At 60.6% G+C, this 24,878-nt stretch carries 24 protein-coding genes; 14 read left to right on the top strand and 10 right to left on the bottom strand.

Annotation, left to right across the window (positions count from 1 at the left end):
- From ACJ8PI_RS13565 to ACJ8PI_RS13555, 3 genes are all read right to left on the bottom strand, one after another.
- Nucleotides 1-1,154 (bottom strand): transketolase family protein (locus ACJ8PI_RS13565; RefSeq protein ID WP_442528116.1); only part of this gene is annotated, 1,154 nt, incomplete at its 3' end.
- An 18-nt stretch (nt 1,155-1,172) separates the two neighbouring features.
- Nucleotides 1,173-2,123 carry a transaldolase gene (gene tal / locus ACJ8PI_RS13560; protein ID WP_033655004.1) on the bottom strand — a complete coding sequence of 317 codons (951 nt, stop codon included), beginning with the start codon at nt 2,121-2,123 and terminating at the stop codon, nt 1,173-1,175.
- Between the two features lie 257 nt (nt 2,124-2,380).
- A complete protein-coding gene (locus ACJ8PI_RS13555; protein WP_033655003.1) occupies nt 2,381-2,974 on the bottom strand; it encodes a lytic polysaccharide monooxygenase in 594 nt (197 codons plus the stop codon).
- 404 nt (nt 2,975-3,378) lie between these two features.
- Here ACJ8PI_RS13555 and ACJ8PI_RS13550 point away from each other — a divergent pair, with 404 nt between their 5' ends.
- On the top strand, nt 3,379-4,320 hold the full coding sequence (locus ACJ8PI_RS13550; RefSeq protein ID WP_033635481.1) for a LysR family transcriptional regulator: 942 nt from the start codon (nt 3,379-3,381) through the stop codon (nt 4,318-4,320).
- A gap of 85 nt (nt 4,321-4,405) precedes the next feature.
- Here ACJ8PI_RS13550 and ACJ8PI_RS13545 read toward each other — a convergent pair whose 3' ends face one another.
- A complete protein-coding gene (locus tag ACJ8PI_RS13545; RefSeq protein ID WP_060422079.1) occupies nt 4,406-5,905 on the bottom strand; it encodes a glycosyl hydrolase family 18 protein in 1,500 nt (499 codons plus the stop codon).
- A 292-nt stretch (nt 5,906-6,197) separates the two neighbouring features.
- Here ACJ8PI_RS13545 and ACJ8PI_RS13540 point away from each other — a divergent pair, with 292 nt between their 5' ends.
- From ACJ8PI_RS13540 to maeB, 5 genes are all read left to right on the top strand, one after another.
- Complete coding sequence (locus ACJ8PI_RS13540) at nt 6,198-6,524, top strand: phage holin, lambda family (RefSeq protein WP_004936551.1); 327 nt, start codon at nt 6,198-6,200, stop codon at nt 6,522-6,524.
- Entirely contained in the window at nt 6,514-6,915 is a 402-nt protein-coding gene (locus tag ACJ8PI_RS13535) for a M15 family metallopeptidase (RefSeq protein WP_033635478.1), read from the top strand. The genes ACJ8PI_RS13540 and ACJ8PI_RS13535 overlap by 11 nt, the downstream gene beginning before the upstream one ends.
- Nucleotides 6,912-7,292 carry a DUF2570 family protein gene (locus tag ACJ8PI_RS13530; RefSeq protein ID WP_033635477.1) on the top strand — a complete coding sequence of 127 codons (381 nt, stop codon included), beginning with the start codon at nt 6,912-6,914 and terminating at the stop codon, nt 7,290-7,292. The genes ACJ8PI_RS13535 and ACJ8PI_RS13530 overlap by 4 nt, the downstream gene beginning before the upstream one ends.
- The gene (lysC, locus tag ACJ8PI_RS13525; protein WP_039564819.1) at nt 7,273-7,446 is read left to right on the top strand and encodes an Rz1-like lysis system protein LysC; all 174 of its coding nucleotides are present in this window, start codon (nt 7,273-7,275) and stop codon (nt 7,444-7,446) included. Before ACJ8PI_RS13530 ends, lysC begins: the two co-directional genes overlap by 20 nt.
- Before the next feature lie 212 nt (nt 7,447-7,658).
- Nucleotides 7,659-9,938, top strand: coding sequence for an NADP-dependent oxaloacetate-decarboxylating malate dehydrogenase (gene maeB / locus ACJ8PI_RS13520; protein WP_033635475.1), 2,280 nt, complete (start codon nt 7,659-7,661; stop codon nt 9,936-9,938).
- A 50-nt stretch (nt 9,939-9,988) separates the two neighbouring features.
- Here the strand turns inward: maeB and mmuM are convergent, their stop codons facing one another.
- Nucleotides 9,989-10,927 (bottom strand): homocysteine S-methyltransferase, encoded by a 939-nt coding sequence (gene mmuM, locus ACJ8PI_RS13515; protein WP_041036199.1) that lies wholly within the window; start codon nt 10,925-10,927, stop codon nt 9,989-9,991.
- Complete coding sequence (gene mmuP / locus ACJ8PI_RS13510) at nt 10,917-12,326, bottom strand: S-methylmethionine permease (protein ID WP_041036197.1); 1,410 nt, start codon at nt 12,324-12,326, stop codon at nt 10,917-10,919. The genes mmuM and mmuP overlap by 11 nt, the downstream gene beginning before the upstream one ends.
- 177 nt (nt 12,327-12,503) lie before the next feature.
- Here mmuP and ACJ8PI_RS13505 point away from each other — a divergent pair, with 177 nt between their 5' ends.
- The 4 genes from ACJ8PI_RS13505 to ACJ8PI_RS13490 all read left to right on the top strand — a co-directional run bounded on the left by ACJ8PI_RS13505 (nt 12,504) and on the right by ACJ8PI_RS13490 (nt 18,813).
- Complete coding sequence (locus tag ACJ8PI_RS13505; RefSeq protein WP_041038076.1) at nt 12,504-13,343, top strand: ChaN family lipoprotein; 840 nt, start codon at nt 12,504-12,506, stop codon at nt 13,341-13,343.
- Between the two features lie 102 nt (nt 13,344-13,445).
- On the top strand, nt 13,446-14,249 hold the full coding sequence (locus ACJ8PI_RS13500; protein ID WP_033649853.1) for a TonB family protein: 804 nt from the start codon (nt 13,446-13,448) through the stop codon (nt 14,247-14,249).
- 54 nt (nt 14,250-14,303) lie between these two features.
- Nucleotides 14,304-16,430 (top strand): S9 family peptidase, encoded by a 2,127-nt coding sequence (locus tag ACJ8PI_RS13495; protein ID WP_077791428.1) that lies wholly within the window; start codon nt 14,304-14,306, stop codon nt 16,428-16,430.
- A gap of 121 nt (nt 16,431-16,551) precedes the next feature.
- On the top strand, nt 16,552-18,813 hold the full coding sequence (locus tag ACJ8PI_RS13490) for a TonB-dependent receptor domain-containing protein (RefSeq protein WP_033649852.1): 2,262 nt from the start codon (nt 16,552-16,554) through the stop codon (nt 18,811-18,813).
- Nucleotides 18,814-18,835: 22 nt separating this feature from the next.
- On the opposite strand, the gene ACJ8PI_RS13485 is transcribed toward ACJ8PI_RS13490, so the two are convergent.
- The 3 genes from ACJ8PI_RS13485 to amiA all read right to left on the bottom strand — a co-directional run bounded on the left by ACJ8PI_RS13485 (nt 18,836) and on the right by amiA (nt 21,158).
- Nucleotides 18,836-19,291, bottom strand: a complete 456-nt coding sequence (locus ACJ8PI_RS13485; RefSeq protein WP_041038074.1) for a YaiI/YqxD family protein — start codon at nt 19,289-19,291, stop codon at nt 18,836-18,838.
- The gene (gene hemF, locus ACJ8PI_RS13480) at nt 19,291-20,211 is read right to left on the bottom strand and encodes an oxygen-dependent coproporphyrinogen oxidase (RefSeq protein WP_041036192.1); all 921 of its coding nucleotides are present in this window, start codon (nt 20,209-20,211) and stop codon (nt 19,291-19,293) included. The genes ACJ8PI_RS13485 and hemF overlap by 1 nt, the downstream gene beginning before the upstream one ends.
- Before the next feature lie 65 nt (nt 20,212-20,276).
- On the bottom strand, nt 20,277-21,158 hold the full coding sequence (gene amiA, locus ACJ8PI_RS13475; RefSeq protein ID WP_033649849.1) for an N-acetylmuramoyl-L-alanine amidase AmiA: 882 nt from the start codon (nt 21,156-21,158) through the stop codon (nt 20,277-20,279).
- Nucleotides 21,159-21,362: 204 nt separating this feature from the next.
- Between amiA and ACJ8PI_RS13470 the strand changes: the two genes are divergently transcribed.
- The gene (locus tag ACJ8PI_RS13470) at nt 21,363-21,788 is read left to right on the top strand and encodes a GNAT family acetyltransferase (RefSeq protein ID WP_004936504.1); all 426 of its coding nucleotides are present in this window, start codon (nt 21,363-21,365) and stop codon (nt 21,786-21,788) included.
- 42 nt (nt 21,789-21,830) lie between these two features.
- Here ACJ8PI_RS13470 and ACJ8PI_RS13465 read toward each other — a convergent pair whose 3' ends face one another.
- Complete coding sequence (locus ACJ8PI_RS13465; RefSeq protein WP_016926776.1) at nt 21,831-22,229, bottom strand: YgiW/YdeI family stress tolerance OB fold protein; 399 nt, start codon at nt 22,227-22,229, stop codon at nt 21,831-21,833.
- A 178-nt stretch (nt 22,230-22,407) separates the two neighbouring features.
- Between ACJ8PI_RS13465 and ACJ8PI_RS13460 the strand changes: the two genes are divergently transcribed.
- The 3 genes from ACJ8PI_RS13460 (at nt 22,408) to ACJ8PI_RS13450 (ending at nt 24,698) form a co-directional block, all read left to right on the top strand.
- Nucleotides 22,408-22,872 (top strand): DUF2919 domain-containing protein, encoded by a 465-nt coding sequence (locus ACJ8PI_RS13460; protein ID WP_041036188.1) that lies wholly within the window; start codon nt 22,408-22,410, stop codon nt 22,870-22,872.
- Nucleotides 22,873-23,028: 156 nt separating this feature from the next.
- Nucleotides 23,029-23,616, top strand: a complete 588-nt coding sequence (locus ACJ8PI_RS13455) for an RpoE-regulated lipoprotein (protein ID WP_033635465.1) — start codon at nt 23,029-23,031, stop codon at nt 23,614-23,616.
- Nucleotides 23,617-23,798: 182 nt separating this feature from the next.
- A complete protein-coding gene (locus tag ACJ8PI_RS13450; RefSeq protein WP_033635464.1) occupies nt 23,799-24,698 on the top strand; it encodes a Dyp-type peroxidase in 900 nt (299 codons plus the stop codon).
- Nucleotides 24,699-24,878 lie beyond the last annotated feature (180 nt).

The following is a 24,878-nucleotide window of genomic DNA, read 5'->3' as shown; positions in this document are numbered from 1 at the left end:
CTCGGCGCCAGGTCGGCAGAGCCGCCCAGGAACTCCGGCAGCACCTTGCCGAACGCTTCCAGCGCGTTCTGCGACGCCTTGCGGCTGGCGATGTTGGCCGGGTTGGCCTGCAGTTTTTCAATGAACGCCTTGGCGTCGGCTTTCCAGTCGGCCGGCAGCTCGCCGTTCATGCGGCGCTTGAACTCGGCAGCCAGCTCCGGGAAGGCCCTGGCGTAGGCGGCGAACTTGTCGTTCCAGGCCGCTTCTTTGGCCTGACCGGCTTCCTTGGCGTCCCACTGGGCGTAGATGTCCTGCGGGATTTCAAAGGCGGCGTATTTCCAGCCAAGCCGCTCGCGGGTGGCGGCCACTTCGGCGGCGCCCAGCGCGGCGCCGTGCACGTCATGGGTGCCGGCCTTGTTCGGCGAACCGAAGCCGATAACGGTCTTGCACATCAGCAGCGACGGCTTGTCGGTCACCTTGCGGGCTTCTTCAATCGCGGCCTTGATGGCGTCCGGGTTGTGGCCGTCAACGTTGCGCACCACGTGCCAGCCGTAGGCTTCGAAGCGCAGGGCGGTGTCGTCGGTGAACCAGCCGTCGACGTGGCCGTCGATGGAGATGCCGTTGTCATCGTAGAAAGCGGTCAGCTTGCCGAGCTTGAGGGTACCGGCCAGAGAGCAGACTTCGTGCGAGATGCCTTCCATCATGCAGCCATCGCCCATGAAGGCGTAGGTGTGGTGGTCAACGATGTCGTGGCCCGGGCGGTTGAACTGCGCCGCCAGGGTGCGTTCGGCGATGGCGAAGCCGACGGCGTTGGCGATGCCCTGGCCCAGCGGGCCGGTGGTGGTCTCAACGCCCGGGGTGTAGCCGTACTCCGGGTGCCCTGGGGTTTTGGAATGCAGCTGACGGAAGTTTTCCAGCTCGCGCATCGGCAGGTCGTAGCCGGTGAGGTGCAGGAGGCTGTAAATCAACATGGAGCCGTGGCCGTTGGAGAGCACGAAACGGTCGCGGTCAGCCCAGTGCGGGTTAGTCGGGTTGTGGTTGAGGTAGTCACGCCACAGGACTTCGGCGATGTCCGCCATGCCCATAGGGGCACCGGGGTGGCCGGAATTGGCTTTTTGTACGGCGTCCATGCTGAGTGCGCGGATGGCGTTGGCAAGCTCTTTACGAGAGGACATAACGAAACTCCAGTACGGTTACAGTTGAGCGGCCAACATGTCTTCCAGCTTCTGCTGGTCGACGGCGAACAGGCGAATGCCTTCGGCGAGTTTCTCCACCGCCATGGCGTCCTGATTGTGCAGCCAGCGGAACTCCGCTTCGGCCAGCGGGGCCGGTTGGTGGAAGCCCTCGGTGGACGGGGTCAGCTTGCGCTCGACCGGCCGGTCACTGTTTTTCAGCTGTTCCAAAAGGTTCGGCGCGATGGTCAGGCGATCGCAGCCGGCCAGCGCCAGGATCTGCTCAACCTTGCGGAAGCTGGCGCCCATGATCACCGTCTGGTAACGATGACGCTTGTAGTATTCATAGATGGTGCGCACCGATTTCACGCCCGGATCCTGCTCGGCATCGTAGTCGGCGGCAGGCTGTTTGGCCTGATACCAGTCATAGATGCGGCCGACGAACGGCGAGATCAGATACACGCCGGCTTCGGCGCAGGCGCGGGCCTGGGCGAAGGAGAACAGCAGCGTCAGGTTGGTGTTGATGCCTTCTTTTTCCAGCTCCTCGGCGGCTTTGATGCCTTCCCAGGTGGAAGCCAGTTTGATCAGGATGCGCGATTTGTCGATGCCCTGTTCTTGATACATGGCGATCAGCTTGCGCGCTTTGGCGACGCACATGCCGCGATCGAACGACAGGCGGGCGTCCACTTCGGTGGAGATGCGGCCCGGCACGCTTTTGAGGATCTCGACGCCGATATTGACCGCCAGCTTATCGCTGGCGTTGATCAGCTGGGTTTCCTTGCTGCCGCCCTGGCGGCGGGCATAGTCCAGCGCTTCGACGATCAGCGCCTTGTACTGCGGCAGCGCGGCGGCTTTCAGGATCAGCGAAGGGTTGGTGGTAGCGTCCTGGGGTTCGAACTGGCGGATGGATTCGATATCGCCGCTGTCGGCGACCACCGTGGTCAGCTGCTTGAGTGCGTCTAATTGATTCATTGATAAGCTCCTTGACCAAGCTCAACGTAGGGAAATGAGAACCTTTTTCATCATAGGGGGAACACACTGCATCATCGGGTCGGGAATGAAAATGCGCTTTTTCTGATTGTTGCGATGGATAATAACAATGAATGCCGAGTAAACCCAGGCGGGGCGCGGTTTACGGCGGGGGAGGCGAGGGGAGCGGTGGCGCGAGAGCCAAAAAAAGAAGGGTTCAGCGCCAGGCTGAACCCTCAAAGATGGCCTCATTTGGCCGATTATTTGCTCAGGTTGACGTCGATCGCCTGATAGAAGGCGTTGGCGGTGTCGGCTACATCCCACACGGCAAGGATCACGTGCGAACCGCTGCGATCTGCCGGTATATTGCACTGGTGGGTAACCTGTGCGGCAGGGATGGCGCCGCCGTCGTTGAACTGGCAGAACGGCGTCAGATCAAAGGAGGCGCGGGTCAGCGGCTGCGAAGCGTCCCAGTTCGGCTTGGTGATGAAATAGCGCCAGCTGGTGGTGCTGTGACGCGCGGTCAGCTTCCAGGTAAAGGAGTTCGGGCCGGTTTTCAGGTTGAGCTTGTTCCAGCGCGTTGGCGTTTGCTGATCCAGTTCGAAGAAGGTGGACTTGTCGGCGCTGGCGATGTGGCCGTCAGCCGGGCCGGCCTGCGGGAAACCTTTCAGGCCTTCGACGCTCTGCGGTTCATACTGCACGCTGCCGCACTGGGTGTTGAGCTGCAGTTTGCACTGATAGGCGCGGCTGGCCGGCGATTCGACATAACCGTGAGCATTCGCCTGTTGCGAAACGCCGAACATGGCTGCGCTCAGCAGGCCCAGAGAGAATAGGGTACGGGAAGTTTTGTTCATAAGTCACTCCTGACTGAAATTATGTTGTAAGTTGAGCGTATTTCACCGACAAAATGAGAGGCTAATAACGTAATTGGAAATAACCCTTCTTGTCGGCTTGTTTTATTTTTATCATTCTGGTCGTGCGGCAGAGCGGAATGTTTTAACGGCTATTAACGAAAATTATTATGATGACGATCTTTGATCGTTAGGCTGAATTTATTTAACTGTCACAATGCAAAAATAGAACGCTATGATGAATTTTATATCAGGTCGTGATGAATAGTATTTAAGATAGCGCTCTCATTTATGAAGTATATTGCTTGTTGCCTTGAGTATCCTTGTTCGATTTGATCGATTTTTGTGCGCCACCACCTTGGGAATTTAGTGTCATTTTTCTTGTTTTATTTTAAAGAGGAATTTGTATGACTAGATTATCCCTGGACGCGATTAAAATAATCAGCACCATTAAGAGCACCGGCTCTTTCTCTATGGCGGCGGAGGCGCTGCATAAAACGCCTTCGGCAATCTCTTATCGGGTTTCCAATATTGAAAGCAAACTCTGCGTGAAACTTTTTCATCGCAATGGCCCCATGATTACCCTGACGGATGAAGGGGAATTTCTCCTGCAGGAGGGCAGCTGGATATTAAATGCGGTGCAGGATCTGGAAAGCCGGGTAAGAAACATCCCCAAGCTGGACAATAATATCCGCCTGGCGGTGGATACCTTCTTCCCGTTGGAGACCCTGACGCAGGATATCCGCGACTATATTCAGCATTGCCCGAACGCCAATATCTCGGTGCAGCGGGAAGCGCTGAACGGCACCTGGGATGCGCTGAAGAACAACCGGGCGGATCTGATCATCGCCATCGGCCAAATCCCCGACAGCGTACAGGCCAAAACCCTGATGCTTGGCAAGCTCAACTTTGTGCTGTGCGTGTCGCCCTCGCATCCGTTCGCGGCGCAGAAAAAGCCGGTGTGCAAGAAGCAGCGCTTGAACGACATCGTGGTTGCGATCGCCGACAGCAGCCATGAACTGCCCAAACGCAATCACGGCACGTTGCCATTGCAGCGCCAACTGGTGGTGTGCGACGTGGAAAGCAACCTGGCGTTGCTCAAACGCGGCATCGGCCACGCTTTTCTGCCGCCGTCGCTGATCGAAAAGGAACTGGCCAGCGGCGAACTGGTGACGGTGCCGGTGGAGATGCAAAAGGGCGACGAAATGATTTGGCTGGCCTGGCATCCGGCCAGCAAGGGCGCCGGGTTTAACTGGTGGCATGAGCGGCTGACGCGCAAAAGCGATGTTTACAGCCTGATGGGCCGCGAAGTGGTGCGGGATGGCGGCTATCCTTGGTGCCACAACTGAAGGAATAGAGACGAAGGGACGCGAAAATCAAACGGTTAACTCAATGAAAACCCCGCAGCGCTCGGCTACGGGGTTTTTTTATGGTTTACGCTACGCGGCCCACCTTCAGCCAGGCGCTGTCGGAGCCGGGCGCCGAGGTGATGTAACCCCATTTGGTCTGCCAGACGTAACCCTGATAGGACACCAGCGCGCCCTGCGCGTAAGTGGTGCCCGGCACGTAGGCCGGCGCGGTCATGATCGGCAGGTTGCCGGGGCCGACGCCGGTGTAACGCAGGCCGGTGCCCATATCCAGCTGGCTGTCGTCGTAGTCCGCGGCGTTGAAATAGCGATCCAGCGCGGCAAGCAGATCGCCGTTGCGGTTGTCTTGCCCCAGATGCCAGAACATCACGCCGCCCAGCTGCTGCTGCTTGATGTACTTCGCTTTGTATTTGAAGCTTTCGGCATCGTCATAGGTGACGAACAGCCCGTTCTGCGCATGATACAGGTAAGGGGTTTTGGTCTTGTCGTTCCACAACCGCTGATAGCCGTAGTTGCCCTGCAGCATCTGCTCCAGCTGGCGATAGGAGGCGATGCGCGGATCCTTGTCGCGCACGCACTCTTCGCAGCCCACCAGCCAGTAATCGGTGCTCGGATACGGATCTTCGCCCGGCGTGCTGTGGCTGCTGTACTGGCCGCCGTTGCTGCCGCTGACGCCCCTGAAGGCGCGGCCGTAGAAGGGGACGCCCATCACGATCTTGGCGCTCGGCACGCCTTCCATCATCAGGTGCTGCTGCACCGCGGCGTCGACCGTCAGGCTGAACGGGCTGGGGAAGGCGCGGGTCAGCTCTTCCCAGCTCCAGCCCAGATTGGCTTCGCGCAGCGCGTTGTAGAAGGTCGGCCCGGCCGCGTCGCCGAACAGCGCCGCCTGGTGGTTGGTGATCTTCTCCCAGGGGCCGGCCAGATCGTAGGTCATCAGGTTGATGTAATCGAGCGGCGCGACGATCTGCGCCAGCTTGCTGTAATAGCGCGACAGGAAGAAGGCGCCGCCGGCGCCGGCGATAGTCAACTGATACGGCAGCGCCTGGCGGCCGTCGGCGACGGTTTGTTGATTCAGCAGGGTGCGGATCTCTTGCAGCGCGGCGATGAAACCGTCCACTTCTGATGCTTGCGGGTACTCCCAGTCGATGTCCACGCCGTCGAAGCCGTAATCCTTCATGATGCGCACGCAGGATTGGGCAAACTTGGTGCGCGAGGCCGGGGTTTTCACCGCGTTGACGTAGTTGGCGTGCGACACGCCCAGATCGTTGGAGTAGTACCAACCGCCGATGGAGAACATGATGCGCAGGCTGGGATTGTGCGCCTTGAGCGCGGTCAGGCGGTTGACCACATCGCGCGCCTTGGCATCGTTGGTGGCCGGATCCCAGGCGCATTCCAGGTTGCTGTTGATATCCAGGAACGAGAAGTTGATGTGCGTCAGCTGTTTGGCTTTGGCCGGCGTGATGTTGGAAACCGGGAACGGTACGACGGACGTATCGGACTCGGTGTAATTATTGATTTGGTTGGTCGGAATAAAATAATACCCAATAACGGCTTTGCGTGTGGACATGGTATTTCTCCAGAGTGGATGTTTTTAAGATGGGACATATTTCCCGCAGCCATTAATGTTTATTTTTCGTGAAAACGAAAGTCGAAATAAATCACGATAACAATGAAATTTTATTCATTGCCGTCAACATTGGCGCTTATGCGTTGTGCCAGCGCTCAGCATAAATGAATTCGACCATAGGGCCTGTATTTATTCATTTGCTTTGTAATAGCATCCTTAACTAGATTCTGATTATCCGATGTCCCACCGGCCGTGATTGGCATTTAATTAAAAATAAAAAAGGAGATGAGCTATGTCCAGCATAGAGCCTGACGCTGTTGGCTTAATAGTCCAGCGAGTATGTGAATATCTTCAGCCGGTATTAAACGCCATTTTGGCCGGCGTAATGGCGCTATTACACGGCGCCTATCGCAACGTGGGCATTCGGCGCCGTTTATTGAATGCGGCGATGTGCGCGTTATTGGCCTGGACGGTGCGCGATGCGCTGGCGCTGATGGGCCTGGAATTAAAGTGGGCGAATTTGGCCAGCGTACTGATTGGCTTTATGGGGGCAGATTACATCAACGCCTTAATTAAAAAGTTCATCGGCAAAAAGACGGGGTTTAAAAATGTTAAATGACATCGAAGAGATTCGTTTTACCGCCCGCAGCGAAGAGAACCTGCGCGGCGTGCACCCGGATCTGGTGCGCGTTATTCGTCTGGCGCTGCGTTATTCGCTGGTGCCGTTTTCCGTCAGCGAGGGGCTGCGCAGCATGGCGCGCCAACGGGAAATGGTGCGCGCCGGCAGCAGCCAAACGCTGCGCAGCCGCCATCTGACCGGTCACGCGGTGGACGTGGTGGCGATGCCGGCGGGTGTGGTCTCCTGGGAGTGGGATTACTACGCGCAGATTGCGGTGGCGGTGCGGCGCGCGGCGCGTGAATGCGGGGTCAACGTCGAATGGGGCGGCGAGTGGAAAACCCTCAAGGATGGCCCGCACTTCCAGCTGGCGTTCCGGGACTATCCGGCATGAGCGGCTGGCTGCAAAAACTGATGCAGGGCGGGTTGCTGCTGCTGTTGCTGGCGGCCATCTGCCTCGGCGGCTACAGCTCGCTGCTGTCGCACCAGTTGGCGTCCGCGCGCCAACAGGCGGCGGAGCTGCAGAAAAGCCTGGCGCAGCAGGCCGGGCTGATCGCCACCCTGCAGACCCAGGATGCGCAAAACCGTGCGCTGATGGCGGCGCAGCAGCGGCAGGAACGGCAGCTGCGCCAACAACACGAGGCTTATCAGAGGAAATACCGTGAAGCGATTAAAAACGATCCCTGCGCCGCTCAGCCTCTGCCTGGCGCTGTGCTTGAGCTCCTGCGCCCGGCCGCCGGCGCCGCAGGCCGTGCCGCTGTTGCCCCCTGAATCGGTGTTCGCGCCCTGTGAGCAACCGCGGCTGCAAGGGGAGACCTGGGGCGATGCGGTAAGCTATACCCTGGCGTTACAAACCTCGTTACACATTTGCGCCGGCCAGGTGGAGACGCTCAACGCCTGGCGCGCCACGCTGCCGCCACGCTGACGGCGGCGCTTCTTCGACTCGTCTCGCGATCCTTTTTTTACTTTTAAAACGGTCTTTCGGCCAAGGTTATGGCGCGCTTCAAAGTTTGTGATGTTTCTCTCACTATACTTCAAGGCTGCGCCCTGTCATTGTACTTGGGCGCCACGGCCCACGGCAGGGCGCAGCCTCAAAGCCTTACCTCAACATAAAAGCAAAAAACAAAGGAATCCATAATGGACGAACAGCTCAAACAGAGTGCCCTTGATTTCCATCAGTTTCCTGTCCCAGGGAAGATCCAGGTTTCCCCCACCAAACCGTTGGCGACCCAGCGCGATCTGGCGTTGGCCTATTCGCCGGGCGTCGCCGCGCCTTGCCTCGAGATCGCCGAAGATCCGCTGGCGGCCTACAAATACACCGCGCGCGGCAACCTGGTGGCGGTGATTTCCAACGGCACGGCGGTACTGGGTCTGGGCAATATCGGCGCGTTGGCCGGTAAGCCGGTGATGGAAGGCAAGGGCGTTTTGTTCAAGAAGTTTTCCGGTATCGATGTGTTTGATATCGAAGTGGATGAGCATAACCCTGACAAATTGATCGACATTATCGCCGCGCTGGAACCGACCTTCGGCGGCATCAACCTGGAAGACATCAAGGCGCCGGAGTGTTTCTACATCGAACAGAAACTGCGCGAGCGCATGAAGATCCCGGTGTTCCACGACGACCAGCACGGCACGGCGATCATCACCACTGCGGCGGTGCTCAACGGCCTGCGCGTGGTGAAGAAGAATATCTCCGACGTACGCCTGGTGGTGTCCGGCGCCGGCGCGGCCTCCATCGCCTGCCTGAACCTGCTGGTGGCGCTGGGGCTGCGGCAACAGAACATCACCGTTTGCGACTCCAAGGGCGTCATCTATAAAGGCCGCGACGCCAATATGGAGCAGACCAAAGCCGCCTACGCCATCGAGGATAACGGCCAGCGCACGCTGGGCGACGCCATCCCGAACGCCGACATCTTCCTCGGCTGCTCCGGCCCGGGCGTCTTGACGCAGGATATGGTGAAAACCATGGCGCGCGATCCGCTGATCATGGCGCTGGCCAACCCGGAACCGGAAATTCTGCCGCCGCTGGCCAAAGCGGTGCGCCCGGACGCCATCATCTGTACCGGCCGTTCCGATTACCCGAACCAGGTGAACAACGTCCTGTGCTTCCCGTTCATCTTCCGCGGCGCGCTGGACGTAGGCGCGACCACCATCAACGAAGAGATGAAGCTGGCCTGCGTGCACGCCATCGCCGATCTGGCGCTGGCGGAGCAGAGCGACGTGGTGGCTTCCGCCTATGACGACCAGGATCTCTCCTTCGGGCCGGAATACATCATCCCGAAACCGTTCGATCCGCGCCTGATCGTCAAGATCGCGCCGGCGGTAGCCAAGGCGGCGATGGACTCCGGCGTGGCGACGCGCCCGATCGAAGACTTCGACGCTTACGTCGAGAAGCTGGCGGAGTTCGTCTACAAAACCAACCTGTTCATGAAGCCGATCTTCTCGCAGGCGCGCAAAGAGGTGAAGCGGGTGGTGCTGGCGGAAGGCGAGGAAGAGCGCGTGCTGCACGCCACGCAGGAACTGGTGTCACAGGGGCTGGCCTTCCCGATCCTGGTCGGCCGCCCGAGCGTGATCGAGATGCGCCTGAAAAAGCTGGGTCTGCAGCTGACGCCGGGCAAGGATTTCGAAGTGGTGAACAACGAGTCGGATCCGCGCTTTAACGAATACTGGGGCGAGTACTACCAGATCATGAAGCGTCGCGGCGTCTCGCAAGAGCAGGCGCGCCGTGCGGTGATCGGCAACCCGACGCTGATCGCCGCCATCATGCTGCACCGCGGCGAAGCGGACGCGATGATCTGCGGCACCATCGGCAGCTACCACGAGCATTACGACGTGGTGAAGAACGTGTTCGGCTTCCGTGAAGGCGCGCACGTCGCCGGCGCGATGAACGCGCTGCTGCTGCCGAGCGGCAACACCTTTATCGCCGACACCTACGTCAACGACGATCCGACCCCGGAACAGCTGGCGGAGATCACCCTGATGGCGGCGGAAACCGTGCGCCGCTTCGGCATCGAGCCGAAGGTGGCGCTGCTGTCTCACTCCAGCTTCGGCTCTTCCGACTGCCCGGCGGCGCGCAAGATGCGCAAAACGCTGGAGCTGGTGAACGAGCTGGCGCCCGAGCTGGAGATCGACGGCGAAATGCACGGCGACGCCGCATTGGTGGAAAGCATCCGTCACGATCTGATGCCGGACAGCCCGCTGAAAGGCTCGGCCAACCTGCTGATCATGCCGAACATGGAAGCGGCGCGCATCAGCTACAACCTGCTGCGCGTCTCCTGCTCGGAAGGGGTGACCGTCGGGCCGGTGCTGATGGGGGTCGCCAAGCCGGTGCACATCCTGACGCCGATCGCCTCGGTGCGCCGCATCGTCAACATGGTGGCGCTGGCGGTGGTGGAAGCCCAGACCCAGCCGCTGTAAGCCCGGGTTGAGTGACTGGCCCCCTGCGCCGCTGGCGCCGGGGGCTTTTTTTATGCCTTGCAGCGTGCAGCGATGGCGCGGATATCCTGCGGGGTGGTGCGGCAACAGCCGCCGATCAATTGTGCGCCGAGCGCGCGCCACTCCACCGCCTGATCGGCCAGGCTGCCGTGCTCGCCGCCGCAGGCGTGCCAGGTTTTGCTCACCGCATCGTAGTGCTCGCCGGAGTTGGGGTAGACCAGCAGCGGTTTGTCGGCCAGCGCGCCCAGTTGGCGCAGCGCCGGGGCGACCTTGTCCAGCGCGATGCAGTTGATGCCGATGGCCAACACCTGCGGGTTGCCGCGCAGCGCGGACAGGACCTCCGTCAGCGGCGTGCCGTCGCTGAGGTGTTGGCTGTCGCGCAGGGTGAAGGCGAACCAGGCGCCGAGCGTCGGAAATTCCTGCAGCAGCGTCAGCAGCGCCTGCAGTTCGGCGAACGACGGTAGCGTTTCGCAGGCCAGCAGATCGACGCCGGCGGCCGCCAGTGCGGCGAGGCGCGGGCGGTGGAAAGCAATCATCTCATCCTGCGCCAGCCGGTAGTCGCCGCGGTATTCCGAGCCGTCGGCCAGATAGGCGCCGTACGGGCCTACCGAGCCGGCGATCAGCAGCGGCGCGGCCTGCGGGTGCGCGGCCAGATAATCGCGGCGCGCGCGTTGCGCCAGCTGCACGCTTTTGGCGATCAACGCCAGCGATTGCTCCTGATCCAGGCCGCGGCGCAAGAAGCCCTGCGGCGTGGCCTGATAGCTGGCGGTGATGGCGCAGTGGGCGCCGGCGTTGAAATAATCGAGATGCACCTGATAGATAAGCTCGGGATTTTCAATCAGCACCTTGGCCGACCACAGCGGATCGGTCAGATCGCAGCCGCGCGCTTCCAGCTCGGTGGCCAGCGCGCCGTCCAGGATCAGCGTGGGGTGTTCGGCCAGCAGGCGGGCGACGGGGTTGTTAACCGACATGTTGTTCTCCCAAAGCGGTTTTTTGCCCGGCGCGCCGGGTCAGGAAATAGGTGAGATAGCACAGGGCGACGAACGGCAGCCCGCAGTAGAGCGCAATGCGCTGCTCCGGATCGAACGCCAGCCCGATGCAGGCCAGCAGGCACAGCGCAAAGCCGAAGATCGGCGTCAGCGGGTAGCCGGGCGCGCGGTATTTCAGGCCGCTTATCGGCTGGCCGCTGCGCAAGTAGGCGCGGCGGAAAGCAAAGTGGGCTGCGCAGATGCTCAGCCACACCGCCACCACCGCAAAACCGGAGATTGCCGACAGGGCGACGAACACCGTGTCCGGCGCGATCACGCTGGTCAGCAGCGCCAGCACGCCGCCGAGCATGCTGAAGGTCAGGGCGTTGATTGGAATGCCGCGCGCATTGACGCGCGCAAAGTAGGCCGGCAGGGTGCGCTGATGGGCCAGCGACCACAGCATGCGCCCCGAGGCGTACAGGCCGGAGTTGGCCGCCGACAGGATGGCGGTCAGGATCACGAAGTTGAAGATATCGGCGGCGTAAGGCACGCCGATGCGTTCAAACACCAGCACAAACGGGCTTTTGACGATCCCCGCCTGATCCATCGGGATCAACGCTGCCAGCACGAAGACCGTGCCGATAAAGAACAGCATCAGGCGGATCACCGTAGTGCGGATCGCCAGCGGCACGACTTTTTCCGGGTTCTCGGTTTCGCCGGCGGCGATGCCGATCAGTTCCGTGCCGGAGAAGGCGAAGTTCACCGCCACCATGGTCATCAGGATCGGCAGCGTGCCGTGCGGCAGCCAGCCGGAAGCGGTCAGGTTATGCAGGAACGGCGCCGGGGTACCGTCTTTCATCGGCAGCAGGCCGAACATGGCGGCGCCGCCCAGAATGATAAACGCCAGAATGGTCACCACTTTGATCAGCGAAAACCAGAATTCGCTTTCGGCGAAAAAGCGGGTGGTCACCACGTTGAGCAGGAAAATGGCCACGCAGAAGATCAAACACCACAGCCACACCGGCGACTGCGGGAACCAGTACTGCATGCAGAATCCGGCGGCGGTCAGGCTGGAGCCGAGCGCCACCGTCCAGGTGAGCCAATACAGCCAGGCGACGGTATAGCCGGTGGCCGGCCCCAGATAGCGCGAAGCATAGACGTGAAAAGCGCCGGTTTCCGGCATCGCCACCGACAGCTCGCCCAGGCACAGCATCACCAGATACACCACCAGCGCGCCGATCAGGTAGGCCAGCAGCGTGCCGAGCGCCCCGGTGGTGGAGATGATGTAGCCAGTGTTGAAAAACAGCCCGGTGCCGATCACGCCGCCCAGCGACAGCATCACCAGGTGCCGAGCCTTCATGCTGCGTTTGAACTGTCCTGCGGCGGGTGCCGATGGTTGCATAATAATCTATCCGTATAGACGTCTAAGTATCTGAATGGCTATTGGTTATACCCGCAATGCTTTTTCAACGCAATGCACAGCCGGCGATCGCCGCGTAAAAAAATCGTTAAGCCGGATCTATATGCAAATGATAATTATTATCTATAATGTCGCCATTTTCGATAAGGGGGCAACATGATGAGATACCTGATTTTATTGGCGGCGTTGGCGCTCGGCGCCTGCAGCCAGGCGCCGGTGAAGGCGCCGGCCAACGACGTCGCGAGTTTGGGGAGCATCACCGATCTGCACAGCGGCGCGACCCTGACGCCGGAGCAGCTGTTGACGCGACTGGCGCAGCAGCCGCGGGTGATCCTGGGTGAGAAACATGACAATCCTTACCACCATCAGATTGAGCAATGGCTGGTGCAGCAGCTGCCGCAGCGGCGGCCGCAGGGCAGCGTGCTGATGGAGATGATCAACCCGAACCAACAGGCGCAGGTCGACAAGGTCAAGCAGTGGTTGCAGAGCGATCCGACGGTGCGCGACGGCCGCGTAGCGGAGCTGATCGCCTGGCAGCCGGGCTGGAAGTGGGAGCTGTATGGTGGGGTGACGATGGCGGCGATGCGCGCGCCTTACCCGCTGTGGTCGGCCAACCTGGATCGCAGCGAGATTACGGCGTTCTATCAGCAGCCGCAATTCCCGGCGGGGCAGCTATCGGCGCAGCCGGCGGTGCGCAAGGCGCTGGAAGAGACCATTCGCACTTCGCACGGCGGCAAGATTGAGGCCGACCAGTTGCGTGCGATGCTGGCGATCCAGCAGCAGCGCGACCGGCGCATGGCTGAGCGCCTGCTGGCGGCGCCCACGCCCGCGCTGTTGATCGCCGGTGGCTATCACGCCGCCAAATCGGTGGGGGTGCCGCTGCACGTGCGGGATCTGCAACCGGCGGCGGCGCTGACGGTGCTGATGCTGGCGGAGCCGGGCGTACAGGTCGATGCGAACACCGCAGACTACCTGTGGATCACACCATCAGTGAAATGAATACGTTAAGAGAGTGAAAAGGGGTGTTAATTATAGTTGCAAATGATTATCATTAGTAAATGTGATCTGCAATCATTCGCAATTAAGCAAGCTAATGCCCCTATGTTAAGTCAGTCTTACTCCCTCCCGGCCTTTGAACTGCCGCAGCCGCGCTGGGCGCGCGGCCTGCTGCTCGCTCTGGCGGCGCACGCGGCGTTGGTGCTGTTGTTTTACTGGCCGCAGACGGCGCTGGAGCCGGTGGTGTTGCCACCGCCGGCGGTGATGATGAGCTGGGCGGCGCAGATTGAAGCGCCGGAAAGCAAGCCGCTGCCGCTGGGCGTGCAGCAGGCGGAATCCGCTGCGGCGCAGCCGGCGGAGCAGCAGCAACAGCCGGATCTGCCCAAGCTGGCGCGCGCCGAGAAAGCGAAAATCGTGACGGCGCAGAAGAAGCGCGCCGAACGCCGCCCCCCGCAAAAAACGCAGCCGCAGCCTAAGCCGCAGGAACAGGCCAAAGAGACGCGCAACGCCGCCGCGTCCAGCGCCGCCGCGCCGCAGGCGCAGACGCTCTCTCACCAGACCGCCGCACCGATCAACAGCGACGCCAACAGCAACGCGCAGGCCAAACTGTCGTGGGAGAGCCTGGTGAAAGGCAAACTGAACCGCATCAAGGATTACCCTTTGGATGCCCGCAGCCGCCGGCGCAGCGGCATGCCGCAGGTCAGTTTCAGCGTCGACGCGCAGGGGCGGGTCTCGAACGTTACGCTGCTGGTGCGCTCCGGCACTGCGTCGCTGGATCGGGAAGCGGTAGCGGTGGTGTCGCGCGCTCAGCCGTTGCCGCCTCCGCCGCCGGAGATGCTGCAGCAGGGGGCCGTCAGGGTGACGATGCCGATCGATTTCAATCTGGCGGAGCTGAATGCCCGCCGTTAATGCCCGCAGGCGCCGTATCGCCGTCGTGCGCCTTTTCAAACTTCGTGAGGGATTATGAATCCGCTGTTATCCACCCCGCGCCGTCGCATCGCGGCCGCGCTCTGGCTTTCTTTAGGCGTCGCCGGCGCCGCGCTGGCGCAACCGCAGCCGCCGTTGGCGGAACGCGCGCCGAAAGCGCTGACCGCCCACGGCGAGACGCGCACCGACGATTACTACTGGCTGCGCGACGACAGCCGAAAAGAGCAGAAGGTGCTGGACTATCTGAAGGCGGAGAACCGCTACACCGAGCAGATGATGGCGCCGTACCAGAAGCTGCGCGCCACGCTGTATCAGGAGATGCTGGGCCGCATGAACCCTGACGATCGTTCGGTGCCGTATCAGCTCAACGGCTATCGCTATCAGGAAAGCTACGCCGCCGGTAAAGATTTCGCGCGGTATCAGCGCCAGGCGCTGACCGCCGACGCGCCGTGGCAAACCTTGCTGGACGCCAATCAGCGCGCGGCCGGCCACGCCTACTATCGCCTGGGGGCGATGGACGTCAGCCAGGACAACCGCCGCCTGGCGGTGGCCGAAGATCTGCAGGGCCGCCGCCAATACCGCATCTCCCTGCGCGAGATAGGCAGCGAACGCTGGTCGCCGGAAACGCTGGAAAACACCTCCGGCAACATGGTGTGGGCCAACGACAACCAAACCCTGTTCTACGTGCGCAACCACCCGCAAACGCTGTTGCCATACCAGGTCTATCGCCATCAGTACGGTACGCCGACGGCGGAAGATAAGCTGGTGTACCAGGAAAACGATCCGGCGTTCTACCTCAGCCTCGGCCGCTCGTCCTCGCGCGATTACCTGATTCTGACCATCAGCGGTAACACCACCTCCGAGGTGCGCCTGATCGACGCCAACCAGCCGCAGCGCGAGCCGCAGCTGTTCGCCGCCCGGCAGAACGGCCGCGAGTATTATCTCGATCACTACCGCGGCGAGTTCTATCTGCGTTCCAACCATCAGGATCCGAACTTTGGCCTGTACCGCACGGCGGCGGCGGGCAAACCCTGGCAGACGCTGATCGCGCCGCAGGCGCAGCACGAGGTGGAGAGCTTCAGCCTGTTCCGCGACTGGCTGGTGGTGCAGGAGCGCGCCAACGGGCTGGTGCAGCTGCGGCAAATCAGCTGGGACGGCAAAACCGAGCGCGCCATCCCGTTCGACGACGCCAGCTACATGGCCTGGCTGGGCTATAACCCCGAGCCGGACAGCGATCGGTTGCGCTACGGCTATTCGGCGATGACCACGCCAACCCGCACCTATGAGTGGGATCTGAACAAGGGCGAGCGCACCCTGCTGAAGCAGCAGGAGGTGAAAGGCGTCGATCCGAGCCTGTATCACAGCGAGCGCATCTGGGTAACGGCGCGCGACGGCGTGAAGGTGCCGGTCTCGCTGGTGTACCGCACATCGCTGTTCAAAAACGGGCATAACCCGCTGCTGGTGTACGGCTACGGTGCTTACGGCATGAGCATGGATCCGGCGTTCAGCGCCAACCGCATCAGCCTGCTGGATCGCGGCTTCGTCTATGCGCTGATCCACGTGCGCGGCGGCGGGGAGCTGGGGCAGAGCTGGTACAAGCAGGGCAAGCTGACGCACAAACCGAACAGCTTCAACGACTTCATCGATGCTACCCAGGCGCTGATCAAAGACGGCTACGGCCAACCGGGGCGCATCTACGCCATGGGCGGCAGCGCCGGCGGCTTGCTGATGGGGGCGGTGATCAATCAGGCGCCGCAGCTGTACAACGCGGTGGTGGCGCAGGTGCCGTTCGTCGACGTGGTGACCACCATGCTGGACGACAGCATTCCGCTCACCACCGGGGAATACGAGGAGTGGGGCAACCCGCACCAGCCGGCCGCTTATGCGCTGATGAAGTCCTACAGCCCGTACGACAACGTGCGCAAGCAGCGTTACCCGAACCTGCTGGTTACCAGCGGCTTGTACGACTCCCAGGTGCAGTATTGGGAGCCGGCCAAATGGGTGGCGAAGCTGCGGCGCTTCAAGCAGGGCGATTCGCTGCTGCTGCTCTCCACCGACATGACCGCCGGCCACGGCGGCAAGTCGGGCCGCCTGGCGCGGCTGGAAAACGGCGCGCTGGAGTACGCCTTTATTTTGGCGGCGGACCGGCAGGCGCAGAAATAACCTTTAGCGCCGCAGCACGCTGCGGCGCAATAAAACAATAAAAACCTTTAGCCGCGCTTTCGGCGGGCTTTTTGCTGGGCATTGTCGGCCATCAAACCTTATTGGCTATTTCTGGGGATATATGAAAATCAAAATGATAGCGAGCCTGATCGGCGCGGGACTGGCGCTGTACGGGCAGGCTGCGGCCGCGCAGGAACAGGCGGAAAATAATAAAGGCAGCGTGGCGTTCAGCCCGCTGAACGTCTCGGCCGCCGACAGCGGCAAAAGCAGCGAAAAAGACGCGCTGGCCCGGCCGGGCGCGTTCAGCTCGCGCGACGAAAACAAGAATCTGGAGTCGGTGGACAGCATTCTGCGCAGCATGCCGGGCACCTATACCCAGATCGATCCCAGTCAGGGGGCCGTCAGCGTCAATATCCGCGGTCTGAGCGGTTTTGGCCGGGTCAATACCATGGTCGATGGCATTACCCAGAACTATTACGGTACTTCCACGTCTGGTGTGATGTCACACGGTTCGACCAATAACCAGGCGGGGGTCTTGATAGATCCCAATTTTATCGTCGGAGTGGACGTGGCGCGCGGTGAGAACAGTGGCGGCAGCGGCGTAAATGCGTTGGCAGGCAGTGCTAACTTCCGCACAATCGGTGTCGATGATGTGATCTTTTCTGGCAATCCTTTCGGGGTGAGAACCAAATTCTCTGTCGGCAGCAACGGCATTGGCCGCAGTGGCATGATCGCCGTCGCCGGTAAGGGGCAGGCGTTTACCGATACCGGCAGCATTGGCGCGATGGCCGCGATCAGTGGGAGCTCCATTTACTCGAACTTCAACAATGGCGACGGTATCAGCAGCGAAGATTTTGGGTACGATGAATTTATGAAGCAAAATCCCAAGTCACAGCTGTTCAAACTGGATATCAAACCGAACGAGTTCAATAGCATTGAGTTTTCCGCCAGGAACTACCAAAACCGCTTTTCTCGGCGCGATATCGATAGCCATGACCTCTACCTCAAATATCACTATGCGCCGTTTTCGGAGTTGGTGGATTTAAACCTCACCGTCAGCACCAGTAAAGGCAATCAGAAATACGACGGCGGTTCGCTGTTCACCTTCTTTAACACCAACGCGGAAAACCGCTCCGATGCGCTGGATATCAATAACACCAGCCGATTCAGCCTGCTGGATACCGATGTAGCCTTCAGCTATGGCGGCAAACTGATGCGCAACCAATACCGTAAGCATGTAGAATCGGCTATAGAGAATTCGCAGACGGCGCAGGAAGCAATAGAAAATAATACCTTCGCGCCATCCGGCGAGCAGCGAATCGGCAGTTTATATACCGGCCTGCAGCTTAACCGGGATATCTATCAGCTCGATCTCAACCTGAACTACACCAGCAACAAGCTGACCGGTTACAAGCCTGAATGCGATTATCGCGTGGAGTGCTTCCCGCAAGGGGCCGCTAGCATCAATTTGAAAGAGCAAGGGTTCAATCCTTCGGTAATGCTATCGGCACAGGTGACGCCGTGGTTGCAGCCATTCGTCAGCTACAGCAAGTCGATGCGTGCGCCGAACATTCAAGAAGTGTTCTATTCCAACTCGGGTGGCGCATCGATGAACCCGTTCCTCAAAGGTGAACGAGCGGAAACCTGGCAGGCCGGCTTCAACGCCAACGGGCACGATTTGCTGGTGAAGGAAGACTCTTTACGCCTCAAGGTCGTGGGCTATACCAGTAAAGTGCGCAATTACATCTTCAGTGAATCTTACATGGTGTGCCGCAATGGACGGAAATGCAGCTATCGCGAAAATCTGGAAAACGATTGGGCCGATGCGAGCGAAGATTACTCGGACAATATGTATATCTACGTCAACTCTCTGACGCCGGTGCGTATGCATGGTGTTGAGGTTGAAGCCAACTATGATGCCGGACGAGCCTTCGCGCGCGTCTCTTTCAGCAAGCAGCACACCGAGCAGCCGACCTCCATCGCCAGCACTTATTTCGGCGCCGGGGATATCAATGAACTGCCGGACATGTACTTTACGTTGGATACCGGGGTGCGTTTTCTTGATGAATCGCTAACCGTCGGCAGCATCGTGAAATATACGGGCAAGACGCGTCGCCTGTCGCCGGATTACGAGCAGAGTGAATCGACCGGTGAAATCCTCAAGCAGGAAATGCCGAATATTCCTACCGTTATCGACCTGTACAGCACTTATCAGATCAACCGCAACGTCATGCTGAAATTCAGCGTGCAAAACGTGATGAACAAGAGCTATTCCGAGGCGTTGAACAAACTGAATATGTTGCCGATCCAGGGGGATGACGCGACGGCCGCCAACACCGCCCGTGGGCGCACCTATATCTTCGGCGGGGAGGTGCGCTTCTAAACCGCAGCAGAGCAGGGTGCAGTCACTGCGCCCGCTTTGCCTGCAGCAGCCATTTGTCCAGCTCGTTGGCGAACTGCTGGCGGTCGCGCTGGTTCAGGGCGTTCGGGCCGCCGGTCTGGATGCCGCTGGCGCGCAGGGTATCCATAAAATCGCGCATGTTGAGGCGCTCGCGGATAGTGTCTGGCGTGTAGCGTTCGCCGCGCGGGTTCAGCGCTACCGCGCCTTTCTCTATCACCTCCGCCGCCAGCGGAATGTCGGCGGTGATCACCAGATCGCCCGCTGCGCAGCGGCGCACGATCTCGTTGTCGGCCACGTCGAAGCCGGCCGCCACCTGCAGCGAACGGATGTACTTCGACGGCGGCGTGCGCAGCGGCTGGTTCGCCACCAGCGTCACTGTGATGGCGGTACGATCGGCGGCGCGGAACAGCACCTCTTTGATCACGTTCGGACAGGCGTCTGCATCGACCCAAATCTGCATCATTTCGGCTCCTGCAGCCAGTCGCGCACCGGCAGAAAATCGCGCGCCAGCGCCGCTTCCGGGCTATCGGCGTCCGGCTGGTAGTTATATTCCCAACGCACCAACGGCGGCATCGACATCAGAATGGACTCGGTGCGCCCGCCGGTTTGCAGCCCGAACAGCGTGCCGCGATCCCACACCAGGTTGAACTCCACATAGCGGCCGCGGCGATACAGCTGGAACTGACGCTCGCGCTCGCCCCAGGTCAAGGCCTTGCGTTTTTCGACGATCGGCAGATAGGCGTCGAGGAAGCCCTGGCCCACCGCGTGGGTGAAGGCGAAGCAGTGGTCGAAGTCCGGGGTGTTCAGATCGTCATAGAACAGGCCGCCGATGCCGCGTGCTTCGTTGCGGTGCTTGATGAAGAAGTAATCGTCGCACCACTGTTTGTATTTGGGGTAGACCTCGTCGCCGAACGGCGCGCACAGCTCGGCCGCGGTGCGGTGCCAATGCACGGCATCCTCTGCGAAACCGTAGAACGGCGTCAGATCAAAGCCGCCGCCGAACCACCACACCGGCGCCTCGCCCGGCTTTTCGGCGATGAAGAAGCGCACGTTGGCGTGGCTGGTGGGCACGTAGGGGCTGAGCGGATGGATAACCAATGAGACGCCCATCGCCTGGAAGCTGCGCCCGGCCAGCTCAGGACGGTGCGCGGTCGCCGAGGCCGGCAGGGTGGCGCCGGAGACGTGCGAGAAGTTGACCCCTGCCTGTTCGAACACCGCGCCGTTGGTCAACACGCGGCTGCGGCCACCGCCGCCTTCTTCACGCGTCCATTGGTCTTCGGTGAACGCGGCGCCGCCGTCGGCCTGGGCGAGCTGCGCGCAGATGTGATCCTGCAGCGCCAGCAGGAAGGATTTTACTTCAGCGATGTTAGGTAAACTCATGCGGGGTCTTTATAGCGTCTGGCTGAACAAGGCGCTGAGTATACTCTTATTCGCCGCCCGCGGCATCAGCGGGGTTTGCGTTGGTGGGCGTCGAAATAGTCGAAGAAGTTAACGATGCCGTCCGCGATGGCGCGGGCAATCTTCTCGCGAAACGCGGTGGTGCCCAGCAGCCGCTCTTCGTTCGGGTTGGTGATGAACGAGGTTTCCACCAGCACCGAGGGAATGGACGGCGATTTCAACACCGCAAACGCCGCCTGTTCAGTGCTGTCGCTGTGCAGATGGTGTACTGGGCGAATTTGGCCGAGCACGTGGCGGCCGAGCGTCAGGCTGTTGTTGATGGTGTCGGTTTGCACCAGATCGAACAGCACCTGCTGCAGGTAGTTGTCCTGATCCTTGTATTTACCGCCCGCCACGTCGTCGGCGGCGTTTTCACGGTTGGACAGGTAGCGCGCCATGGCGCTGCTGGCGCCGCGGTTGGACAGGGCGAACACCGAAGCGCCGGAGGCCGACGGGCTGGTGAAGCCGTCGGCGTGAATCGAAATGAACAGGTCGGCCTGGTGCTGGTGGGCGATCTCCACCCGCTGGAACAGCGGAATGAACTCGTCTTCTTCGCGCGTCAGGCGCGCCTCGACGTGATCGTGCTCATGCAGGAAACGGCGCACGTGGTTGGCGATTTCCAGCACGATGTGTTTTTCCTGCGAGCCTTCGTGGCCGACCGCGCCGGAGTCGATGCCGCCGTGGCCGGGATCGATCATCACCAGCTTCTTGGCTCCGGCCGGTTTCGCCGCCGGCTTGCTGTGCTGATTGCGCAGCAGGCCTTCCGCCCTGGCGCGTTGGCTTTTCACGCCGAGCAGCGCCACCGCCAGGCCGGAAAGCAAAAGTTGGCGTCGCGTCGGGGAAACGGCAAGCGGTTTAAAATTGAGGAAGGGTTTACCCTGCTTTTTCATTACGCAACGCTCCGTCGACGTTTCTATTTTGCGACGTTATATCGTATTGATAATCATTAATCGACCCGATAACTATTTCCATTTATTACGCCTGTTACCGGCGATTTCTGGGCAAATAGCGCGGTAAATCGCAGTTTGATATTGCGTAAGTGAATAATCACGCGATAATCAGATAAACACCTTAATTAACAGCGGCCAACATCGATGGAAATTCGCGTATTTCGACAAGACGACTTTGAAGAAGTCATTACCCTGTGGGAGCGCTGCGATCTGCTGCGGCCCTGGAACGATCCGGAAATGGACATCGAGCGCAAGCTGAACCACGATCCGGAGCTGTTCCTGGTGGCGGAAGTCGGCGGCGAAGTGGTCGGTTCGGTGATGGGCGGCTATGACGGCCACCGCGGCTCGGCGTATTACCTCGGGGTGCATCCCGACTATCGCGGGCGCGGCATCGCCAATGCGTTGATCAACCGTCTGGAGAAGAAGTTGATCGCCCGTGGCTGCCCGAAAATCCAGATTATGGTGCGCGAAGACAACGACACGGTGGTCGAGATGTACGAGAAGCTCGGCTACGAGATCCAGGGCATCACCAGCCTGGGCAAGCGGCTGATCGAAGATCAGGAATATTGAGCGGGCGGCGGGCGGCGGCGTTGCACCGCCCGCCGCAGTGCATTACGGCAGCTTTTTGACGGTTTTCACGTCCACTTCGACGCTGCTCCAGTCTTTATCCACTTTGCCTTCCAACTGCACCTTGTCTTTCGGCGTAACGGTTTGGCCGTTCCAGCGCTTGCGATCGATTTCGACCGTCAGCGTGCCGGTGGCATCGCGGAAGGTATAGGTGTCGTCGCCGATGCGCTGCTCGATATTGCCCTGCAGCATCACCCAGGTGTCGTCGCTCAGCGATTTCACCTTGTCCACGGTGGTCAGCGCTGCGCTGGGGCCGGAGAAACCGCCTTGTGCGGTGGTTTGCGTTTGAGCCTGCGGCGCGGCCGGATCGAGGAACCCGCCTTGCTGCGCCAGTACCGGTGCGCTGCACAGCGCGATCAGAGCGGCCAGAGTCAGTTTTTTCATGTTGCGCTTCCTTATCATCGTTATCGAAAATCACATCCCGCTGATATCGGGCTGCTTGTTAAGTGCTAACGATTAAAACACACCGATCTTAAGAGCTTCTTAAGCCGACGCATTGAAATTCCCGCCGCCGGCGCCCATCTGTAGCCATAGTCTTTATTCTGTTGGCAAGGAACGATCGTTGAAGCCATTCTCACCCCGGTTTTCCCCGGACGATTACGACCAGCACGGCGCGCTGCGGCTGCCGCTGGGATTTTGGGCCGTGTTGATTTTGCAGGCGCGCACCTGGCTGCTGTTCGTGATGGCCGGCGCTTCGCGCGAGCAGGGCGAAAGCTTGCTGGCGCTATTTTATCCGGATACCCAACGTTTTTGGTACGGCATGCTGCTCGGCCTGCCGGCGGCGCTGGCGTTTTTGCTGAGCGGCCGCCGCCACCAATGGCCGCGGCTGTGGCGCGGCTGGCGCTGGGGGCTGGCTGTCTCCCTGCTGGCGTCGCTCGGCGGCTCGCTGTTCAGCCTGTGGCGCCAGGACGGCGATGCGCCGGGGCTGGAACTGGCGTTGGCGCTGCTCGACGCGCTGGCGCTAAGCTATCTGTTGCTGAATGCGCGCCTGAAAGCCTGCTTTGCGCCGGCGGAGCACGCCGACTAATTGCCGAGAAGTGCGGCACTTTTCGCATTTTCCGCACTCCAAGCTGGCAACCGTTGGCGTAGTGCGGGCCGTTGTGAGAGGCTGGCACGCAGCAAAATGCCGAGTGCGGCGGGGGCGGGTTACCGCCCCGTGCCATTGATGTTTAAGGAGCTAGAGATGAATATTCGCCCCCTGCTGTTAGGGCTTCCGCTGTTACTGACCGGCTGTTCGAGCATGTCCAATTTCTCCTGGTCCAGCCTGTCGCCGTTCAACTGGTTCGGCAGCAGCCTGGAGGTCGGCGCCAAGGGCGTCGGCAAGCTCAACGCCGGCACGCCGATGTCGGAAAGCGCCATCAACGACGGGCTGGACGGCAACTACCGCCTGCGCGGCGGCATGGCGACCAGCAACGGCCAGATCGTCTCTTATTACCAGGCGCTGTCCGGCGACGAGGTGAAGCTGGTGATCACCGGCGAACCGAAAGGGCGCCTGCAGCGGGTAGACGTGCTGGATCCGCAAGTGGCGACGGAGTGGGGCAACAAGCTCGGCACGCCGTTCGGCGACATGTACAGCAAGGCGTTCGGTTCCTGTAAACCGGGCAGCGGCGAAGACGCCGGTAAAGTGGAGTGCGTGGCGGAGCAGAGCAAGTACGTCACCTACATCTTCAGCGGCAAGTGGGCCGGGGCGCAGGATATCATCCCGCCGGACGACACCCTGAAAAGCTGGACGGTCAGCAAAATCATCTGGCACGCCAAGCCGCAGCAGTAACGCGTTCAACGGGCGTCGGTTCGCGGCGCCTGTCTTTTCAAGCCATTACCCCTATTTTCTTTGCGCTGCTGCAAGGCAATCGCCCGTGCTTGCGGTATGATAGCGCGCGTTTGTAACAGGGAACCCGCGCGTCAACCGCCATACCTTACCTGTTGCCGGATTCTGGTATTGAGGATAACAACATGACACAGGTTCAGAGCGGCATTCTGCTGGAGCACTGCCGTTTCGCCATTTTTATGGAAGCCAGCGTACAGGGCGAGTTCGCCGACTTGCGCCAGGGCTGCAAGCAGTTTTGTCAGACGCTGAGCGAGCTGCAGCAGCAGTTCCCCGATGCGCGCCTCGGCGCGGTGATCGCTTTCGGCTACGACGTTTGGCACGATCTCTCCAGCGGCCAGGGCGCGCAAGAGCTGAAGCCGTTCACGCCGCTCGGCAAAGGGCTGGCGCCGGCCACCCAGCGCGATATGCTGATCCACATCCAGTCGCTGCGCCATGACGTCAACTTCACGCTGGCGCAGGCCGCGCTGGCGGCGTTCGGCAACGCCATCAAGATTGAAGAAGAAACTCACGGCTTCCGCTGGGTGGAAGAGCGCGATCTGAGCGGTTTCATCGACGGTACCGAAAACCCGCAGGGCGAGCAGCGCCCGGCAGTGGCGACGATTGCCGAAGGCGAAGAGGACGCAGGCGGCAGCTACGTGCTGGTGCAACGTTACGAGCACAACCTGCGCCAGTGGCAGCGCTTTACCACCGAACAGCAGGAGCAGATTATCGGCCGCACCAAGCACGACAGCGAAGAGCTGCCGGCCGACCAGCGCCCGGATACCTCGCACGTCAGCCGCGTCGATCTGAAAGAGGATGGCAAAGGCCTGAAAATTTTGCGCCAGAGCCTGCCTTACGGCACCGCCAGCGGCAAGCACGGCCTGTTCTTCATCGCGTATTGCGCGCGCCTGCACAATATCGAGCAGCAGCTGCTGAGCATGTTCGGCGATCTGGACGGCAAACGCGACGCGATGCTGCGTTTCAGCCGTGCGGTGACCGGCAGCTACTACTTCGCGCCATCGCTGACTCGCCTGCTGTCACTTTGACGCCGTAGCCGAAGCCGGCTCGCCCGGCTTCGGTCCGTTTCCCCGCCCCAAAACGCCTCGCATTCCCTGCCTTATAGCGTTTGATGCTTGTAAATCACTAAACGGTATATAAAAGCGTTACAGCTCCGCACCGAGTTATAAATACACTGGTCGTCAATAAGGCGAAAGCCTGAAGGAATG

It is taken from the genome of Serratia sp. CY82433 (assembly GCF_052166535.1).
GTDB classification, from domain to species: domain Bacteria; phylum Pseudomonadota; class Gammaproteobacteria; order Enterobacterales; family Enterobacteriaceae; genus Serratia; species Serratia sarumanii.
The sequence above is the reverse complement of the archived record's forward strand: the minus strand, read 5'-3'. Positions and strand labels throughout refer to the sequence as shown.

What these genes read in the sequence shown, in the direction of transcription:
- tal (WP_033655004.1), bottom strand. Translation starts at nt 2,123, where the DNA reads ATGAATCAATTAGACGCACTCAAGCAGCTGACCACGGTGGTCGCCGAC.
- ACJ8PI_RS13555 (WP_033655003.1), bottom strand. Translation starts at nt 2,974, where the DNA reads ATGAACAAAACTTCCCGTACCCTATTCTCTCTGGGCCTGCTGAGCGCA.
- ACJ8PI_RS13550 (WP_033635481.1), top strand. Translation starts at nt 3,379, where the DNA reads ATGACTAGATTATCCCTGGACGCGATTAAAATAATCAGCACCATTAAG.
- ACJ8PI_RS13545 (WP_060422079.1), bottom strand. Translation starts at nt 5,905, where the DNA reads ATGTCCACACGCAAAGCCGTTATTGGGTATTATTTTATTCCGACCAAC.
- ACJ8PI_RS13540 (WP_004936551.1), top strand. Translation starts at nt 6,198, where the DNA reads ATGTCCAGCATAGAGCCTGACGCTGTTGGCTTAATAGTCCAGCGAGTA.
- ACJ8PI_RS13535 (WP_033635478.1), top strand. Translation starts at nt 6,514, where the DNA reads ATGTTAAATGACATCGAAGAGATTCGTTTTACCGCCCGCAGCGAAGAG.
- ACJ8PI_RS13530 (WP_033635477.1), top strand. Translation starts at nt 6,912, where the DNA reads ATGAGCGGCTGGCTGCAAAAACTGATGCAGGGCGGGTTGCTGCTGCTG.
- maeB (WP_033635475.1), top strand. Translation starts at nt 7,659, where the DNA reads ATGGACGAACAGCTCAAACAGAGTGCCCTTGATTTCCATCAGTTTCCT.
- mmuM (WP_041036199.1), bottom strand. Translation starts at nt 10,927, where the DNA reads ATGTCGGTTAACAACCCCGTCGCCCGCCTGCTGGCCGAACACCCCACG.
- mmuP (WP_041036197.1), bottom strand. Translation starts at nt 12,326, where the DNA reads ATGCAACCATCGGCACCCGCCGCAGGACAGTTCAAACGCAGCATGAAG.
- ACJ8PI_RS13505 (WP_041038076.1), top strand. Translation starts at nt 12,504, where the DNA reads ATGAGATACCTGATTTTATTGGCGGCGTTGGCGCTCGGCGCCTGCAGC.
- ACJ8PI_RS13500 (WP_033649853.1), top strand. Translation starts at nt 13,446, where the DNA reads ATGTTAAGTCAGTCTTACTCCCTCCCGGCCTTTGAACTGCCGCAGCCG.
- ACJ8PI_RS13495 (WP_077791428.1), top strand. Translation starts at nt 14,304, where the DNA reads ATGAATCCGCTGTTATCCACCCCGCGCCGTCGCATCGCGGCCGCGCTC.
- ACJ8PI_RS13490 (WP_033649852.1), top strand. Translation starts at nt 16,552, where the DNA reads ATGAAAATCAAAATGATAGCGAGCCTGATCGGCGCGGGACTGGCGCTG.
- ACJ8PI_RS13485 (WP_041038074.1), bottom strand. Translation starts at nt 19,291, where the DNA reads ATGCAGATTTGGGTCGATGCAGACGCCTGTCCGAACGTGATCAAAGAG.
- hemF (WP_041036192.1), bottom strand. Translation starts at nt 20,211, where the DNA reads ATGAGTTTACCTAACATCGCTGAAGTAAAATCCTTCCTGCTGGCGCTG.
- amiA (WP_033649849.1), bottom strand. Translation starts at nt 21,158, where the DNA reads ATGAAAAAGCAGGGTAAACCCTTCCTCAATTTTAAACCGCTTGCCGTT.
- ACJ8PI_RS13470 (WP_004936504.1), top strand. Translation starts at nt 21,363, where the DNA reads ATGGAAATTCGCGTATTTCGACAAGACGACTTTGAAGAAGTCATTACC.
- ACJ8PI_RS13465 (WP_016926776.1), bottom strand. Translation starts at nt 22,229, where the DNA reads ATGAAAAAACTGACTCTGGCCGCTCTGATCGCGCTGTGCAGCGCACCG.
- ACJ8PI_RS13455 (WP_033635465.1), top strand. Translation starts at nt 23,029, where the DNA reads ATGAATATTCGCCCCCTGCTGTTAGGGCTTCCGCTGTTACTGACCGGC.
- ACJ8PI_RS13450 (WP_033635464.1), top strand. Translation starts at nt 23,799, where the DNA reads ATGACACAGGTTCAGAGCGGCATTCTGCTGGAGCACTGCCGTTTCGCC.